Source organism: Shigella sp. FC1567, from assembly GCF_001743015.1.
GTDB classification, from domain to species: Bacteria; Pseudomonadota; Gammaproteobacteria; order Enterobacterales; family Enterobacteriaceae; genus Escherichia; species Escherichia coli.
In genome coordinates, this window is the sequence record NZ_MIIV01000540.1 from 1 (window position 1) to 15,938 (window position 15,938).

The window sequence follows — 15,938 nt, forward strand, 5'->3', positions numbered from 1 at the left end:
AAGACCGCACGAATATAACGGTGGGTTCCCCCCAAACGAATCGGAAAATCGATACTGGAAAAACTCTAACTCGGTGGCCAGTTTTTGTTGACCACTTCACAACAATCCACGTAACATGGGTATTGTCGAGCAACTACAGAACGGGGTAACGGCTCCCAACAGAGCAGCCAGGAGATAGCCTCTCCCTTTTCTGGCCCCCATCATCTGCTGGATTTTATGGTCTGGCACCTTTTGTCTTATCAGGCTGACACCGGCACTAATCACTATAAACAGCAACGAAAGCTCGACGGCGAGAAACACAAACATCTCTGCGGCATCTTGCAGCATCGCAAGCCAACTACTCATACGTAACCTCATTGGATAAATCTATATTTCCAGAATAATCGAAATGAAATTCAGATCAAGATATTTCTGGTATTATCGAAATATCAACCAGACAGAGGGGTGTCATATGCAGTTGGAAGAAGTCGCTAAAGCGCTGAAAGAGCTAGGTCACCCGACCCGTTTGTTCATATTTAAACATCTTGTCAAAGCCGGGGAACAAGGGTTGCCGGTCGGTGAGTTGCAAAAGCAGCTTGGGATACCTGGCTCCACACTCAGCCACCATATATCAGCACTGGTATCGGTAGGACTGGTCAAAAAAAACCGTGAGAGTCGGACGCTGATGTGTGTTTCGCAATACGCAATGCTGGAAGCGATAATTGAATTCTTACGCGAGGAGTGCTGCGTAAATAGCAAAATTGCCTGATGCGCTACGCTCTACATATTTCATGCCATATATTGAATTTGCACGGTTTTGTAGGTCGGATAAGACGCGTTAGCGTCGCATCCGACATAAACAAAGCGCACTTTACCAACTATCGGCAGTGGATATCGCCGCTTTATTTCAGGCGCTTACCCGCTTCATCAACCACTTTCTCGCCATCTTCCTTGGAGAATGCGCCTTTTTGCGCATCTGGCAGAATTTCCAGCACCACTTCTGAAGGGCGGCACAGGCGAGTTCCCAGCGGCGTCACCACAATCGGGCGATTAATCAGAATCGGGTGCTGAAGCATAAAGTCGATTAACCGATCGTCAGTAAATTTATCTTCCGCAAGGCCCAGCTCCTCATACGGTTCGACGTTTTTACGCAGCAGCGCGCGTACGGAAATCCCCATATCGGCAATGAGTTTGACCAGTTCATCGCGCGTTGGCGGAGTTTCCAGATAATGGATAATGGTCGGTTCTGTGCCGCTGTTGCGGATCATCTCCAGCGTATTACGCGACGTGCCGCAGGCCGGGTTGTGATAAATGGTAATGTTGCTCATATCAGTATCTCATTACAAAGTGAAAGAGAGACGTAGCGCCAGCGCAGCCAGCGTCACAAACAGCACAGGCAGGGTCATGATAATCCCTGTACGGAAGTAATATCCCCAGCTGATAGTCATATTCTTCTGCGAAAGTACGTGCAGCCAGAGTAGTGTAGCCAGGCTACCAATTGGGGTAATTTTCGGTCCCAAATCGCAGCCAATCACATTGGCATAAACCATCGCTTCTTTGATAACGCCAGATGCCGTGCTGCCATCAATGGACAACGCGCCAACCAGTACCGTCGGCATATTGTTCATAATAGAAGAGAGGAAGGCGGTGAGGAATCCGGTGCCGAGCGTCGCGGCCCACAGGCCGTTATCCGCCAGCACGTTGAGTACGCCAGAAAGATATTCCGTTAATCCGGCATTGCGCAGGCCATAAACCACCAGATACATGCCGAGCGAGAAGATGACAATTTGCCAGGGGGCACCGCGCAGGACTTTACCCGTATTAATCGCATGACCGCGTTTAGCGACGACAAATAATATCAGCGCGCCCACAGCTGCAATGGCGCTCACCGGAATGCCGAGCGGTTCCAGGACGAAAAATCCCACCAGCAGAAGCAGTAAAACAACCCAGCCAGTTTTGAACGTAGCAGGATCTTTGATCGCTTCTGCGGGAGATTTCAGCAGCGCCATATCGTAGTTCTGCGGAATATCTTTGCGAAAATAGAGATGTAGCATCACCAGCGTGGCAACAATCGCGGCGATATCCACCGGCACCATCACCGAGGCGTATTCGCGAAAGCCGAGGCCAAAGAAATCAGCGGAAACGATATTCACCAGGTTGGAGACAATAAGCGGCAGGCTGGCGGTATCGGCAATGAATCCGGCCGCCATCACGAACGCCAGCGTCGTGCCTTTACTGAATCCTAAAGCCAGCAGCATGGCGATGACAATCGGCGTCAAAATAAGCGCTGCGCCATCATTGGCAAACAGGGCGGCAACGGCAGCACCGAGCAGGACAATCCAGGTAAACAGCAAGCGACCACGACCATTACCCCAGCGTGAGACGTGCAGCGCCGCCCATTCAAAAAAGCCGGACTCATCCAGCAGCAGGCTGATGATAATGACGGCGATAAACGCAGCCGTCGCGTTCCAGACGATATTCCACACCACCGGAATATCACCCGGATGGACCACGCCCGTAACTAACGCCAGTACTGCGCCGAGCGTTGCACTCCAGCCGATGCCTAAACCTTTCGGCTGCCAGATAACCAATACAATGGTCAGGACAAAGATAGCGCCTGCCAGTAACATAATGCCTCCTGGATAAAACACATGCGAAAATACATATGTGTTTAGCTAAATTTTTTAACTGCAAATGTTCTTACTGTCTGCGGAACAGTTTTGTCGAGCCAGGTTGCGGACAATTGCCTGAATCTTTTCCTGTTCACATCGCCAGGCTTCATCAATTATTTTCGCCGCCCATGCTGGAATATGCGGCGATAAGCGGTAATGAACCCATTTACCTTGCTTGCGGTCCAGCAATAGCCCGCTTTCACGCAGCAATGCCAGGTGGCGGGAGATCTTGGGCTGCGACTGGTCGAGAGCAGTGCAGAGATCGCAGACGCATAACTCTCCCAGTTCGCTGAGCAGTAAAACGATGCCCAGACGGGTTTCATCAGCAAGAATTTTGAACAATTGGATGGGTAACAGAAATGACATATTGCGCTCCTGATTGTTGCAGGTAGTGTCTCTCTTCGAAGCGGATAAGTCAAAAACATATATGATTTAACGAATGTGTAAGTGCAGAGGAAGGTAATAGGTGTGAATTTTGAGTTGGCTATTCATTTGAAAGGAGGTCTGAATCAGGACGTAAAAAAACCGACTTTGCGTCGGTTTTTTACTTTCCAGCCCTGAGTTGGTGGCTCTGGCTGGAGTGAGAGAGTTCTTATCTAACAGCTCAATACTATTAGCCAGTGGCTAACATTGCAAGAATTAGCGATTTCTTCAGCTGGCGGAGGGAGCACTTCGGTATATATCGCAGTGACGATTTATATACTTTCACTGGGTCATCGTCATATTAAGCCTTGTCCGAATCCGGATGTAAAAAACCGACTTTGCGTCGGTTTTTTACTTTCCAGCCCTGAGTTGGTGGCTCTGACTGGAGTGAGATAGCCATCATCTAACGCATCAATGCTAATACCATACTGAAACTATTGCAAGGACGTGCTGGTTTTATAACCTGCATGTACTGTATGATTATCCAGTTAGCTCTGAGGCATTTTCACTCTGGCAATGCGCATAAACGCTTTCAAAGTCCTGGTCAGAAGTACGGGTGGTGCCGTTAACTGATGCTCTGGCCGGAGTGAGAGAGTTCTTATCTAACAATGAGACATGCGCCGTGACAGGCAGTGGATGAGTAAGCGGATGCATTCTCACTCCATCGCATGGAGAAAACGGGTGATTGATAAAGCAATCATCGTTCTAGGGGCGTTAATTGCGCTGCTGGAACTGATCCGCTTTCTGCTTCAGCTTCTGAACTGATAGCGGAAACGTAATTAAGGGCTAAGAGCACACTACTCTTAGCCCTTTAACATTTAACGCATTGTCACGAACTCTTCTGCCGCCGTTGGGTGAATGGCGACGGTATTGTCGAAGTCTTTTTTGGTTGCCCCCATCTTCAGCGCCACCGCGAAGCCCTGCAACATTTCGTCCATACCAAAGCCAATGCCGTGAATACCGACAATCTTCTCTTCCGATCCAACGCACACCAGCTTCATGCGGCACGGCTGGCGGTGAGTGGTGACGGCGGTATACATCGCGGTGAAAGAGGATTTATACACTTTCACCTGATCGTCGCCATACTGCTCGCGCGCCTGCGGTTCCGTTAAACCAACAGTACCAATCGGCGGATGGCTGAAGACCACGGTCGGAATGTTGCTGTAATCCAGATGCTCATCCGGCTTGTTATTAAACAGGTGTTCAGAGAGACGGCGACCCGCTGCAACTGCCACCGGTGTCAGCTCCACTGCACCCGTGTTATCGCCCACCGCGTAAATACCTTCAATGTTGGTGTTTTGATATTTATCGACGACGATATAGCCTTTTTCGTTGGTTTTAACGCCAGCGGCTTCGAGGTTGATGTTGTCATTGGCAGGCTCGCGACCAATCGCCCAAATCAGGCAATCCACCGTTTCACTGCGACCATCTTCCAGCTCCAGCGTCAGGCTACCATCGGCATTTTTCACTACCGCTTTCGGGATGGCGTTGGTGTGCAGCTGCGGGCCTTCGGCGTTCATCACTTCGACCAGCGTTTCGGAAATCATCGGGTCGAAGCTGCGCAGCGGCGCATGTTTACGCACAAACAGATGCGTTTTCGCGCCGAGGCCGTTAATCACGCCCGCCAGCTCAACGGCGATGTAACCCGCGCCAACAACCGCCACGCGCTCTGGCAAAGCAGGAAGGGCGAAGAAGCCATCAGAATCAATACCGTATTCCACGCCCGGAATATCCGGGTGGCTCGGACGACCGCCTGTGGCGATCAGAATATGATCGGCCGTGATGGTTTCGCCGTTTACCTCCAGCATTTTGGCATCAACGAAGCGGGCAAAGCCTTTGATTACATCAACGTTATTTTTACCGAGCACGTTTTCATAGGAAGTATGAATACGGTCGATATAGGCGGTACGGCTGGCGATCAACGTTTCCCAGTTGAACTTGTTGATGGTGGTATCGAAACCATAATCAGGGCCGTACATATGGATCGCTTCACGGATTTGCGCCGCGTGCCACATCACTTTTTTCGGCACGCAGCCGACGTTCACGCAGGTGCCGCCCAGCTCTTTGGCTTCAATCAGTGCGCATTTCTGGCCGTACATAGCCGCGCGGTTGATGGAGGCTATACCGCCGCTGCCGCCGCCGATGGCGATGTAATCATAGTGTTTAGTCATGACAGAGTGTCCTTATCGTTGATTACCGCGATTGTAGCGCGAGACGTAATAGGTGCCAGCAATGGCTGCAATTACTCCGGCACGATCCAGCTTACGGTGGCGTGCCCGGTGCCTGCCGGAACCAGTTTGCTGTGCAGCCACGGCAGCACGTTATTCATCTGCTGTTCCAGTTTCCACGGCGGGTTAATCACAATCATGCCGGAAGCGGTCATGCCACGGCGATCGCTGTCTGGCAGTACCGCCAGTTCAATTTGCAGAATTTTGCGAATACCGGTCGCTTCCAGATCGTGGATCATGCGCTTAATTTGCTGACGCAGCACCACCGGATACCACAGTGCGTAAGTACCAGTGGCGAAACGTTTGTAACCTTCTGCTATCCCGCTGACCACCGCCTGATAGTCGGTTTTCATTTCATACGGCGGGTCGATAAGGATTAAACCACGGCGGGAAACCGGCGGCAGTTTGGCCTTAAGCTGCTGGAAACCATCGGCTTTTTCGACGCGCGCACGGCTGTCTTTCTGAAATTCAGAACGCAGCAACGGGTAATCGCTCGGGTGCAGTTCGGTCAGTTGCAGGCTGTCTTGTTCGCGCAGTAGCTGGCGAGCAATCAATGGCGAACCGGGGTAGTAACGCAACTGACCGCTACGGTTGAAGTGTTTTACCACATTGATGTACGCCTCCAGTTCTGCGGGCAAATCGTCCTGCTGCCAGATACGGGCGATGCCTTCGAGATATTCGCCGGTACGCTCGGCATGTTCGCTGCCTAACTGATAACGCCCGGCCCCTGCGTGGGTGTCGAGATAGAGAAACGGTTTATCTTTCTCTTTCAGCGACTCGATGATCAGGCTCTGAACGGTATGTTTAAGGACGTCGGCGTGGTTGCCAGCGTGAAAGCTGTGGCGATAACTGAGCATGGGTAAAGGTGTTCCGGTAAGTAAAAATCGGCCCGTATTCGGGGCGCACAAAAGCGTATCAGGACAGTATACCGAAAAGAGGCCGCCGCCGCGAAAGCGTAACGTTTCTCATTGAAATTCACTACACTTAACCCCATGCTACACACATTATGTAAAGCGCCTGTTGAGCGCTTCCTTAACCTCTTTAACCAGGACTGCGCGAATGACGAATCCGTTACTGACTCCCTTTGAATTGCCTCCGTTTTCTAAAATTCTCCCGGAACATGTCGTTCCAGCCGTGACTCAGGCGCTGAACGATTGCCGCGAAAATGTGGAGCGCGTAGTAGCGCAAGGGGCACCGTACACCTGGGAAAATCTCTGCCAGCCGTTGGCGGAAGTGGACGATGTGTTGGGGCGTATCTTCTCCCCGGTCAGCCACCTGAACTCGGTGAAAAATAGCCCGGAACTGCGTGAAGCCTACGAGCAAACCCTGCCGCTGCTGTCGGAATACAGCACCTGGGTAGGGCAACATGAAGGGCTGTATAAAGCGTACCGCGACCTGCGCGATGGCGATCATTACGCCACGCTGAACACGGCGCAGAAGAAAGCGGTTGATAACGCCCTGCGTGATTTTGAACTCTCTGGCATAGGTCTGCCGAAAGAGAAACAGCAGCGTTACGGCGAAATTGCGACCCGTCTTTCTGAACTGGGCAACCAGTACAGCAACAACGTCCTCGATGCGACAATGGGCTGGACCAAACTCGTTACCGACGAAGCGGAGCTGGCGGGGATGCCTGAAAGCGCGCTGGCTGCGGCAAAAGCCCAGGCCGAAGCGAAAGAGCTGGAAGGCTACCTGCTGACGCTGGATATCCCAAGCTACCTGCCGGTAATGACCTACTGCGACAACCAGGCCTTGCGTGAAGAGATGTATCGCGCTTACAGCACCCGCGCCTCCGATCAAGGCCCGAACGCCGGTAAATGGGATAACAGCAAGGTGATGGAAGAGATCCTCGCTCTGCGTCACGAACTGGCGCAACTGCTGGGCTTTGAAAACTACGCCTTTAAATCCCTTGCCACTAAAATGGCAGAAAACCCGCAGCAGGTGCTGGATTTCTTAACCGATCTGGCAAAACGCGCGCGTCCGCAAGGCGAAAAAGAGCTGGCACAACTGCGCGCCTTCGCCAAAGCGGAATTTGGCGTCGATGAGTTGCAGCCGTGGGATATCGCGTACTACAGCGAAAAACAAAAACAGCACCTCTACAGCATCAGTGACGAACAGCTGCGTCCGTACTTCCCGGAAAACAAAGCGGTTAACGGCCTGTTTGAAGTGGTGAAACGTATTTACGGCATCACCGCTAAAGAGCGTAAAGATGTTGATGTCTGGCATCCGGATGTACGTTTCTTCGAACTGTATGACGAGAACAACGAACTGCGCGGCAGCTTCTACCTCGATCTGTATGCCCGTGAAAACAAGCGCGGCGGGGCGTGGATGGATGACTGCGTAGGCCAGATGCGTAAAGCTGACGGTTCTCTGCAAAAACCGGTCGCGTATTTGACTTGTAACTTCAACCGCCCGGTAAATGGTAAACCGGCGCTGTTCACTCACGACGAAGTGATCACCCTGTTCCACGAGTTCGGTCACGGCCTGCACCATATGCTGACCCGCATCGAAACCGCTGGTGTTTCCGGTATCAGCGGTGTGCCGTGGGATGCGGTCGAACTGCCGAGTCAGTTTATGGAAAACTGGTGCTGGGAGCCGGAGGCGCTGGCGTTTATCTCTGGTCACTATGAAACCGGCGAACCGCTGCCGAAAGAGTTGCTGGATAAAATGCTGGCGGCGAAGAACTACCAGGCGGCGCTGTTTATTCTGCGCCAGCTGGAGTTCGGCCTGTTCGATTTCCGCCTCCATGCCGAGTTCCGCCCGGATCAGGGTGCGAAAATCCTCGAAACTCTGGCAGAAATCAAGAAACTGGTTGCCGTAGTACCGTCTCCATCCTGGGGCCGTTTCCCGCACGCTTTCAGCCATATTTTCGCCGGTGGTTATGCCGCAGGTTACTACAGCTACCTGTGGGCTGACGTACTGGCGGCAGATGCCTTCTCGCGCTTTGAGGAAGAGGGCATTTTCAACCGTGAAACCGGGCAGTCGTTCCTCGACAACATTCTGAGCCGTGGCGGTTCAGAAGAGCCGATGGATCTGTTCAAACGCTTCCGTGGTCGTGAACCGCAGCTGGATGCGATGCTGGAGCATTACGGCATTAAGGGCTGATCATTCAGTGAAAATCTGCTTAATTGATGAAACAGGCGCCGGAGACGGCGCCTTATCTGTTCTGGCGGCCCGCTGGGGGCTGGAGCACGATGAAGACAACCTGATGGCGCTGGTGTTAACGCCGGAACATCTGGAATTGCGCAAGCGTGATGAGCCAAAACTTGGCGGCATCTTTGTTGATTTTGTTGGCGGAGCGATGGCGCACCGACGCAAATTCGGCGGTGGTCGCGGTGAGGCGGTGGCGAAAGCGGTGGGCATTAAAGGCGATTATTTGCCGGATGTGGTGGACGCCACCGCAGGGCTGGGGCGCGATGCCTTTGTACTGGCTTCAGTCGGCTGCCGCGTGCGGATGCTGGAGCGTAATCCAGTGGTTGCCGCGCTACTCGACGACGGCCTGGCGCGTGGTTATGCGGATGCGGAAATCGGCGGCTGGTTGCAGGAGCGGTTGCAGTTAATTCACGCCTCCAGCCTGACGGCGCTAACCGATATTACCCCACGCCCGCAGGTGGTCTATCTCGATCCGATGTTCCCGCATAAGCAGAAAAGCGCGCTAGTGAAAAAAGAGATGCGTGTCTTTCAGTCGCTGGTGGGACCGGATCTTGATGCCGATGGATTACTGGAGCCTGCACGCTTGCTGGCGACCAAACGCGTGGTGGTAAAGCGCCCGGACTACGCGCCACCGCTAGCGAATGTCACCACGCCAAACGCGGTTGTGACTAAAGGGCATCGCTTTGATATCTATGCAGGTACGCCCGTGTAAAAGTAAAGCAGGGTAGCGATAACGCTACCCTGCTTTCTGCAAGAATAATTAATGGCTTTCCGGCGTCGCAATCATGCGTTTCAGCCACGGCACCATCAACAGCATCACTACTGCAACGCCCAGCGTGACCAGACCAATCTTACCAAACACGTTGGTATAGACGGGCAACGTCTCAAGCGGATCGGTAATGTTGTCCGGCACCGCGGTAAATGTTGCCACATAGCCGCCCAGCAAGAACGCGGCAGCCTGCGTCAGGAACCACATCCCGAGAATAAAGCCCATCAAATGCTGCGGCACCAGGGCAGCAATCATCGCCAGGCCAAGGGCGCTAATAAACAGTTCACCTAAGCTCTGGAATAAGTACACCAGCACGATAAACCATGGCGATGTCAGCCCTTGTGCATCCGCAAACCACATTCCCGCAGCTGCCGCCGTCAAAAAGCCCAGTGAGCACATAAACATGCCGAGAGTAAATTTCATCGGCATCGAGAGGTCTTTGCCTTTGTTACCCAGATGCGTGTAAATGCCTGCCAGTATTGGGCTGGCGAGTACCACCCAGAACGGGTTAAGCGCCTGGAAGCTGACCGAGTTGATGGAAAAACCGAGAATTTCATGATGCACGTTGTTGATGGCAAAGAAGTTCAGCGATGTTGGCATCTGGGCGTAGAGAATGTAAAACACCACCGCTTCGAGCATCAGGACAAAGGCGACAAACATTTTATTGCGCCCGGTTTTATCCAGCTTGAATGCCTGACGAAAGAAGATGATGGTGACGACGATGGAGAGAACAATCAGCACCAGATTGGCGACTTCTACGTTGTGCATCAGCCATGCACATACGAAGATCATCACCACGCTGCCAAGTAATACGTACAACAGTTTGCTGAAGCTCATCGGCTTGAAGTCGGGTTCAGAACCAATGTCTTTCACCATTCCACGACAGGCGATGTAAACCAGTAATGCGATAATTAACCCCGCCCCGCACAGGTTGTAGGTGACTGAATAACCGAATCTATCAGCGATCACAGGGGCCAGCGATAACGCTATCAACGAGCCGATATTGATCGACATATAGAACAGGGTGAATGCGCCATCAAGCCGCGGATCTTTCGGCGGATAGCACTTCGAAAGCAAGCTGGCTGGGTTAGCTTTAAACAGGCCGTTACCGACAGCGATAGTCCCCAGGGCGATGAAAATCAGGTCAGGCTTAAGTAGCGACATGCCGGTCATGAAGTAGCCAATCGCCAGCACAAGTGCTCCGAGAACAATGGTGCGTTTGGTCCCCAGCAGGTGGTCGCCGACATAGCCGCCAATGGAAATGAGGCCATAGACCAGCGCAGCAAAAGCACCAAAAGTGACAAAAGCCTGCTCTTGCGAGAATCCAAGCTGTTTAACGAAGAAAACCGCCAGTACGCCCTGCACGCCGTAGTAGCCGAATCGCTCCCATAACTCGACAAAAAAGATCATGAAAAATGGGCGAGGTTGCTGCAGCATCCCCATGGGTGTTGTTGTATTCATATTTATTAACCTTCCAATACCATCCTGAAAAGTATGAACGCGTAAGGGATAACGCGCGAAAAAGTTTACATCTGTCAGAGATTCTTAATATTGATGCGGTGAATGGATTAATACACTATTACAACAGAAAATAACCAGCTAATCACACTAATGATGGAAAATATGATGGTGTTAAATGTTGTATTGGCAGGAGATTTTGATTGCGTACGCAGATCGTAGGCCAGATAAGGGGTTTACGCTGCATCAGGTAACAAGGCGCGCCAAAAAGCAAAACGCCCGCATATGCGGGCGTTCAGGAACACGTCGTGGAGGGAAGATTATTCTTCTTCGTCGCGCAGCGGAACAATCAGCATATCAACGTGAACGGTGTTGATCAGCTGACGTGCGGAAGACATCAGTTTGCTCCAGAAGTCCTGGTGGTGACCACAAACCACCAGATCCATATCGTATTTCTTGATTGCATCGACCAGAACCTGGCCCAGGTCGCCGCTGCCGCTCAGGGTTTCAGTGATTGGGTAGCCTGCATTAGTGGAAAGCTCGGTCAGCGCATGATGTGTCTCTTCAGAGATGCGTTTCTGCATATCACCCAGATTCACATCAATAAGCCCGGTGTATAGGTCAGAGTAGTTTACATCTACGTGGATCAGAGAAACTTTCGCATTGTAGGGGCGAGCCATAGAGACTGCTTTCTCTACCAGAACTTTGCTTTCCGGGGAGAGATCGACCGCGATGAGAATGTGTTTATAAGCCATAGTGTTACTCCTTCCATAAAGTTGTCGATGACTGGCCAGCTAGCGTTTCTTGTGCCGTTACGTCACCCGCGTCCTGCGAACTACGTGCGCGGGGCTAACCCAGCCGTAAAGATTCAGTGTTAAGACCATCCTTACCTTATAGCGACCCGGATGATCCGTCAATCCGCCTTGCTTACCCGTTAGATAAACAAATTTTCGACATGAATATATTGATAGTGGTTAACCTTCTGGAAAAAAAACAACCTGATCTCCTACACTATCTATAGAGCCGCTCGGATGTTGGTCACCACAAAAGCGGTTTCTCCAGGACCTGGTGTTAACTGATTGGCAGCGTATCGGGAGCGGTAGCCCCGGGGTGGAACTCCGCGGGCAGGTCGCCGGGGAGGAGGTATGATAAGCACCGTCGCATTATTTTGGGCTTTATGTGTCGTTTGCATTGTTAACATGGCGCGCTATTTCTCATCACTACGCGCGTTGTTAGTGGTACTGCGTAACTGCGATCCATTGCTCTATCAATATGTTGATGGAGGGGGCTTTTTTACCTCACATGGCCAACCCAACAAACAGGTGCGTCTCGTTTGGTATATCTATGCCCAACGTTATCGCGATCATCACGATGATGAGTTTATTCGCCGCTGTGAGCGGGTGCGTCGGCAGTTTATTCTGACTAGCGCATTGTGTGGTCTGGTGGTGGTCAGCCTGATTGCATTGATGATTTGGCATTAAGCACTTCAGCAATAATAACGCATAAAAAAAGCTGGCCAGTAAACTGACCCGCTCGAGACTGATTACAAACGCAAAATTGCCTGATGCGCTACGCTTATCAGGCCTGCATAATCTCTGCAATCTATTGAATTTGCTGTTTTTGTAGGCCGAATAAGGCGTTCACGCCGCATCCGGCATGAACAAAGCGCACTATGTCACAATCTGAAGCGGGCCAGCTGACCCGCTCGTTTTGGTGCGTACGATTACAGGAACTGCAAGGAGAGCCAGTACAGCCCGCCGGAAAGCAGTACCGCAGCCGGAAGGGTAAACACCCAGGCCATCAGAATGCTGGTCACGGTTTTACGCTGTAAGCCGCCACCATCTACCACCATCGTCCCCGCGACAGAAGAGGAGAGTACGTGAGTAGTGGAAACCGGCATCCCGGTATAACTCGCCAGGCCGATAGACACTGCCGCCGTCATCTGGGCAGACATCCCCTGAGCGTAGGTCATGCCTTTCTTACCGATTTTCTCACCGATAGTCGTTGCCACACGACGCCAGCCAATCATCGTACCGATACCTAACGCCAGCGCGACCGCCATGATGATCCACACCGGTGCATACTCGATGGTGCTAAGCATGTCGGACTTCAGTTTCTTCAACAGGCGCTGATCGTCAGCACTCACGCCAGGTATCTTCACTACTTTGTCGATAGTGTCAGAAACGCACAGCATAATGCGGCGCATCTGGCTACGTTGATCAAGCGACAGCTTGTCGTAGCTTTCCACATCGGTAGTTAACATACCTTTCAGGCGGTTGAGCGCGTTAATGGTATTCGACGGATGGCAATGGAACTCCGCGGGTTGCGTTGCGCCAGCTTCCGGAGCCGGTACTAACTGATCAGCACCGGTAGCCTGTTTCAGCAGCGCAGGATGCTGCTCAAAGTAAGCTTCGACGTTGTTGATGGCATCACGGGTACGGGTGATTTCGTAGCCAGTGGCATTCATATTCACCACGAAGCCTGCTGGTGCGACACCAATCAATACCAACATAACCAGACCAATGCCTTTCTGACCATCGTTCGCGCCGTGCGAAAACGCCACGCCGATAGCGGAAAGGATCAGCGCAATACGCGTCCAGAACGGCGGCTTTTTCTTGCCGTCTTTCTTTTCACGCTCCGCTGGGGTCAGGTGGATACGGGCGCGTTTCTTGGTGCCGCTCCAGTAGCGACGCAGCAAGAAAATCAGACCGCCAGCAAACACCAGGCCGACAATAGGGGAAACAATCAGAGAACCGAAAATACTTAATACTTTCGGGATATTGAGTGCATCCACCACTGACGTCCCGGTCATCAACGCATTGGTTAAACCAATCCCGATGATCGCGCCAATCAGTGTATGAGAGCTGGATGCAGGTAAACCAAAGTACCAGGTACCCAGGTTCCAGATAATCGCCGCCAGCAACATAGAGAACACCATGGCAAGGCCATGAGACGATCCCATATTAAGCAGCAGATCCGTCGGCAGCATATGCACAATGGCATAGGCAACACTCAGACCACCCAGCAAAACACCCAAAAAGTTGAACACCGCCGCCATAACCACGGCGAGCTGAGAACGCATCGCGCGGGTATAGATAACGGTTGCCACGGCGTTGGCTGTGTCATGGAAACCATTGATGGCTTCGTAGAACAGCACAAAAGCCAGTGCAAGCAATAATAACAGCCCGGTATGCAAATCCAGGCCAGCAAACAAATGTAGCATAGGACGTTACGCCATTTTGAGGACATGAACGCGGCGCATTATCAGTGACTTTCGCGGCGCGGGCAAAGTGAAATATAGACTTTTTTTGATTTGCCTCCTGTATGGATTTCACTCAAAAAATAATTATCTTATATAATTCAGGCAAATACTTCCTTTTAGTAATATTGATGCTGGTGTGACCACTGAGGAATCTTTACAATTCACGCCCGTTTTTTCTAAGAGGAGCGCAACGTGGAAAGGTTTGATGCCATTATTATAGGCGCTGGTGCGGCGGGTATGTTCTGTTCTGCGCTGGCAGGTCAGGCAGGACGCCGGGTTCTGCTGATCGATAATGGTAAAAAACCAGGGCGCAAAATCCTTATGTCTGGCGGTGGGCGCTGCAACTTTACCAACCTTTATGTCGAACCAGGCGCTTATCTGAGCCAGAATCCGCATTTTTGTAAGTCTGCACTCGCGCGTTTTACCCAGTGGGATTTCATTGATCTGGTCAATAAACACGGCATCGCCTGGCACGAGAAAACGTTAGGACAACTCTTCTGCGATGACTCCGCGCAGCAGATTGTCGACATGCTGGTGGATGAGTGCGAGAAGGGCAATGTAACCTTCAGATTGCGTAGCGAAGTGCTGAGTGTGGCGAAGGATGAAACAGGCTTCACGCTTGAACTGAACGGCATGACTGTCGGTTGCGAAAAGCTGGTCATCGCGACCGGTGGGCTGTCAATGCCGGGGCTGGGCGCATCGCCGTTTGGTTATAAGATTGCCGAACAATTTGGCCTCAACGTGCTGCCGACCCGTGCGGGTCTGGTGCCATTCACTCTGCATAAACCGTTGCTCGAAGAGTTACAGGTGCTGGCGGGCGTGGCGGTGCCTTCCGTGATTACCGCTGAAAACGGCACCGTTTTCCGTGAGAACTTACTCTTCACCCACCGCGGCTTATCTGGACCGGCGGTGTTGCAGATTTCCAGCTACTGGCAACCGGGTGAATTTGTCAGTATCAATCTGCTACCGGATGTGGACCTCGAAACCTTCCTGAATGAGCAGCGTAACGCACATCCGAATCAGAGCCTGAAAAACACACTGGCGGTTCATCTACCGAAGCGGTTGGTTGAACGCTTACAGCAACTCGGGCAAATCCCGGATGTTTCGCTAAAACAGCTCAACGTGCGTGACCAACAGGCACTGATTAGCACATTGACCGACTGGCGCGTACAACCCAACGGCACTGAAGGCTATCGCACTGCCGAAGTGACGCTCGGCGGCGTGGACACCAACGAACTCTCTTCACGGACGATGGAAGCGCGCAAAGTGCCTGGGCTGTACTTCATCGGCGAAGTGATGGACGTTACCGGCTGGCTGGGGGGCTATAACTTCCAGTGGGCGTGGTCGAGTGCGTGGGCTTGTGCGCAGGATTTGATTGCAGCGAAGTCGTCCTGACCTGTTACCTAAAGATGAAAATTATTAGAGCCGCATTAAAAATGAGCTAATTTTGATAGTGGCTATCTTGTGATTATTTTCTAATGAGCCCGTGAACTGAAACCCTCCAGGCTTAATATAAGGTGGAAGGAAAGATGATTGAAAACTCACCCAGTGGCCAGATCTTTATAAAATATGAACAGGCTGAAAAAGACAGTAACTTTGTTGTTTTTTATCCTTAACCACTATGCATTAATGCTGCGTTATTTCATGATGCCTAAGAAAAACCAGCGTTACGCAAATGGTCAACGCTGGTTTTATCCGGTACGTTGCAATTATTTTTTAGCAGAACCTGCTTCTAATATTGAAACGATTGAGAACAACGTAAAGCATACCGCTCCCAGGTAATGCTGCCAACTTACTGATTTAGTGTATGATGGTGATTTTAAGGTGCTTGCGTGGCTTCCATTTCCATCAGATGTCCTTCCTGCTCCGCTACTGAAGGCGTGGTGCGTAACGGCAAAAGCACTGCCGGACATCAGCGCTATCTCTGCTCTCATTGCCGTAAAACATGGCAACTACAGTTCACTTACACCGCCTCTCAGCCCGGTACGCACCAGAAA

General features: G+C 51.7%; 16 protein-coding genes and 2 pseudogenes. 8 read left to right on the top strand and 10 right to left on the bottom strand.

The window, feature by feature from the left end:
- Positions 1–99: 99 nt before the first annotated feature.
- Positions 100–345, bottom strand: a pseudogene (locus BHE85_RS25605) (permease); the annotation flags it as partial.
- A 106-nt stretch (positions 346–451) separates the two neighbouring features.
- Between BHE85_RS25605 and BHE85_RS25610 the strand changes: the two are divergent.
- Complete coding sequence (locus BHE85_RS25610) at positions 452–748, top strand: ArsR/SmtB family transcription factor (protein WP_039064306.1); 297 nt, start codon at positions 452–454, stop codon at positions 746–748.
- Positions 749–881: 133 nt separating this feature from the next.
- Here the strand turns inward: BHE85_RS25610 and arsC are convergent, their stop codons facing one another.
- Genes arsC through arsR form a run of 3 tightly spaced genes read right to left on the bottom strand, consistent with a single transcriptional unit; the run spans position 882 to position 3,017 of the window.
- Positions 882–1,307 (bottom strand): glutaredoxin-dependent arsenate reductase, encoded by a 426-nt coding sequence (arsC, locus tag BHE85_RS25615; protein ID WP_000065769.1) that lies wholly within the window; start codon positions 1,305–1,307, stop codon positions 882–884.
- A gap of 12 nt (positions 1,308–1,319) precedes the next feature.
- On the bottom strand, positions 1,320–2,609 hold the full coding sequence (gene arsB, locus BHE85_RS25620) for an arsenite/antimonite:H(+) antiporter ArsB (protein WP_000922639.1): 1,290 nt from the start codon (positions 2,607–2,609) through the stop codon (positions 1,320–1,322).
- A gap of 54 nt (positions 2,610–2,663) precedes the next feature.
- On the bottom strand, positions 2,664–3,017 hold the full coding sequence (gene arsR, locus BHE85_RS25625; RefSeq protein ID WP_000008953.1) for an As(III)-sensing metalloregulatory transcriptional repressor ArsR: 354 nt from the start codon (positions 3,015–3,017) through the stop codon (positions 2,664–2,666).
- Between the two features lie 738 nt (positions 3,018–3,755).
- On the opposite strand from arsR, the gene dinQ reads away from it, so the two are divergent.
- Entirely contained in the window at positions 3,756–3,839 is an 84-nt protein-coding gene (gene dinQ, locus BHE85_RS25630) for a damage-inducible type I toxin DinQ (RefSeq protein WP_001295215.1), read from the top strand.
- A gap of 53 nt (positions 3,840–3,892) precedes the next feature.
- Here the strand turns inward: dinQ and gorA are convergent, their stop codons facing one another.
- Both gorA and rlmJ read right to left on the bottom strand, forming a co-directional pair.
- Positions 3,893–5,245: a glutathione-disulfide reductase gene (gene gorA, locus BHE85_RS25635; RefSeq protein ID WP_000160788.1), complete on the bottom strand. Its 1,353-nt coding sequence runs from the start codon at positions 5,243–5,245 to the stop codon at positions 3,893–3,895.
- A gap of 71 nt (positions 5,246–5,316) precedes the next feature.
- Positions 5,317–6,159, bottom strand: a complete 843-nt coding sequence (gene rlmJ / locus BHE85_RS25640; RefSeq protein WP_000954225.1) for a 23S rRNA (adenine(2030)-N(6))-methyltransferase — start codon at positions 6,157–6,159, stop codon at positions 5,317–5,319.
- A gap of 202 nt (positions 6,160–6,361) precedes the next feature.
- On the opposite strand from rlmJ, the gene prlC reads away from it, so the two are divergent.
- Together prlC and rsmJ are read left to right on the top strand one after the other, a co-directional pair.
- Positions 6,362–8,404, top strand: coding sequence for an oligopeptidase A (prlC, locus tag BHE85_RS25645; RefSeq protein WP_001308122.1), 2,043 nt, complete (start codon positions 6,362–6,364; stop codon positions 8,402–8,404).
- A gap of 7 nt (positions 8,405–8,411) precedes the next feature.
- Positions 8,412–9,164 carry a 16S rRNA (guanine(1516)-N(2))-methyltransferase RsmJ gene (rsmJ, locus tag BHE85_RS25650; protein ID WP_000686609.1) on the top strand — a complete coding sequence of 251 codons (753 nt, stop codon included), beginning with the start codon at positions 8,412–8,414 and terminating at the stop codon, positions 9,162–9,164.
- Positions 9,165–9,212: 48 nt separating this feature from the next.
- Here the strand turns inward: rsmJ and dtpB are convergent, their stop codons facing one another.
- Positions 9,213–10,682: a dipeptide/tripeptide permease DtpB gene (dtpB, locus tag BHE85_RS25655; RefSeq protein WP_001098649.1), complete on the bottom strand. Its 1,470-nt coding sequence runs from the start codon at positions 10,680–10,682 to the stop codon at positions 9,213–9,215.
- A 165-nt stretch (positions 10,683–10,847) separates the two neighbouring features.
- Between dtpB and BHE85_RS27955 the strand changes: the two genes are divergently transcribed.
- Positions 10,848–10,901: a hypothetical protein gene (locus tag BHE85_RS27955; RefSeq protein WP_212591402.1), complete on the top strand. Its 54-nt coding sequence runs from the start codon at positions 10,848–10,850 to the stop codon at positions 10,899–10,901.
- A 98-nt stretch (positions 10,902–10,999) separates the two neighbouring features.
- Here the strand turns inward: BHE85_RS27955 and uspA are convergent, their stop codons facing one another.
- Complete coding sequence (gene uspA, locus BHE85_RS25665; RefSeq protein WP_000323571.1) at positions 11,000–11,434, bottom strand: universal stress protein UspA; 435 nt, start codon at positions 11,432–11,434, stop codon at positions 11,000–11,002.
- A 390-nt stretch (positions 11,435–11,824) separates the two neighbouring features.
- Here uspA and uspB point away from each other — a divergent pair, with 390 nt between their 5' ends.
- Positions 11,825–12,160 (top strand): universal stress protein UspB, encoded by a 336-nt coding sequence (uspB, locus tag BHE85_RS25670; protein ID WP_000626187.1) that lies wholly within the window; start codon positions 11,825–11,827, stop codon positions 12,158–12,160.
- Positions 12,161–12,402: 242 nt separating this feature from the next.
- On the opposite strand, the gene pitA is transcribed toward uspB, so the two are convergent.
- Positions 12,403–13,902, bottom strand: a complete 1,500-nt coding sequence (gene pitA, locus BHE85_RS25675) for an inorganic phosphate transporter PitA (protein WP_000902777.1) — start codon at positions 13,900–13,902, stop codon at positions 12,403–12,405.
- Between the two features lie 231 nt (positions 13,903–14,133).
- Here pitA and BHE85_RS25680 point away from each other — a divergent pair, with 231 nt between their 5' ends.
- Positions 14,134–15,336 (top strand): BaiN/RdsA family NAD(P)/FAD-dependent oxidoreductase, encoded by a 1,203-nt coding sequence (locus tag BHE85_RS25680; protein WP_000439186.1) that lies wholly within the window; start codon positions 14,134–14,136, stop codon positions 15,334–15,336.
- Positions 15,337–15,650: 314 nt separating this feature from the next.
- Here BHE85_RS25680 and BHE85_RS25685 read toward each other — a convergent pair.
- Positions 15,651–15,719, bottom strand: a pseudogene (locus BHE85_RS25685) (DUF2776 family protein); the annotation flags it as partial.
- 54 nt (positions 15,720–15,773) lie between these two features.
- Between BHE85_RS25685 and BHE85_RS25690 the strand changes: the two are divergent.
- Positions 15,774–15,938: IS1 family transposase (locus BHE85_RS25690; RefSeq protein WP_047664789.1), on the top strand; the 165-nt coding region annotated here is incomplete at its 3' end.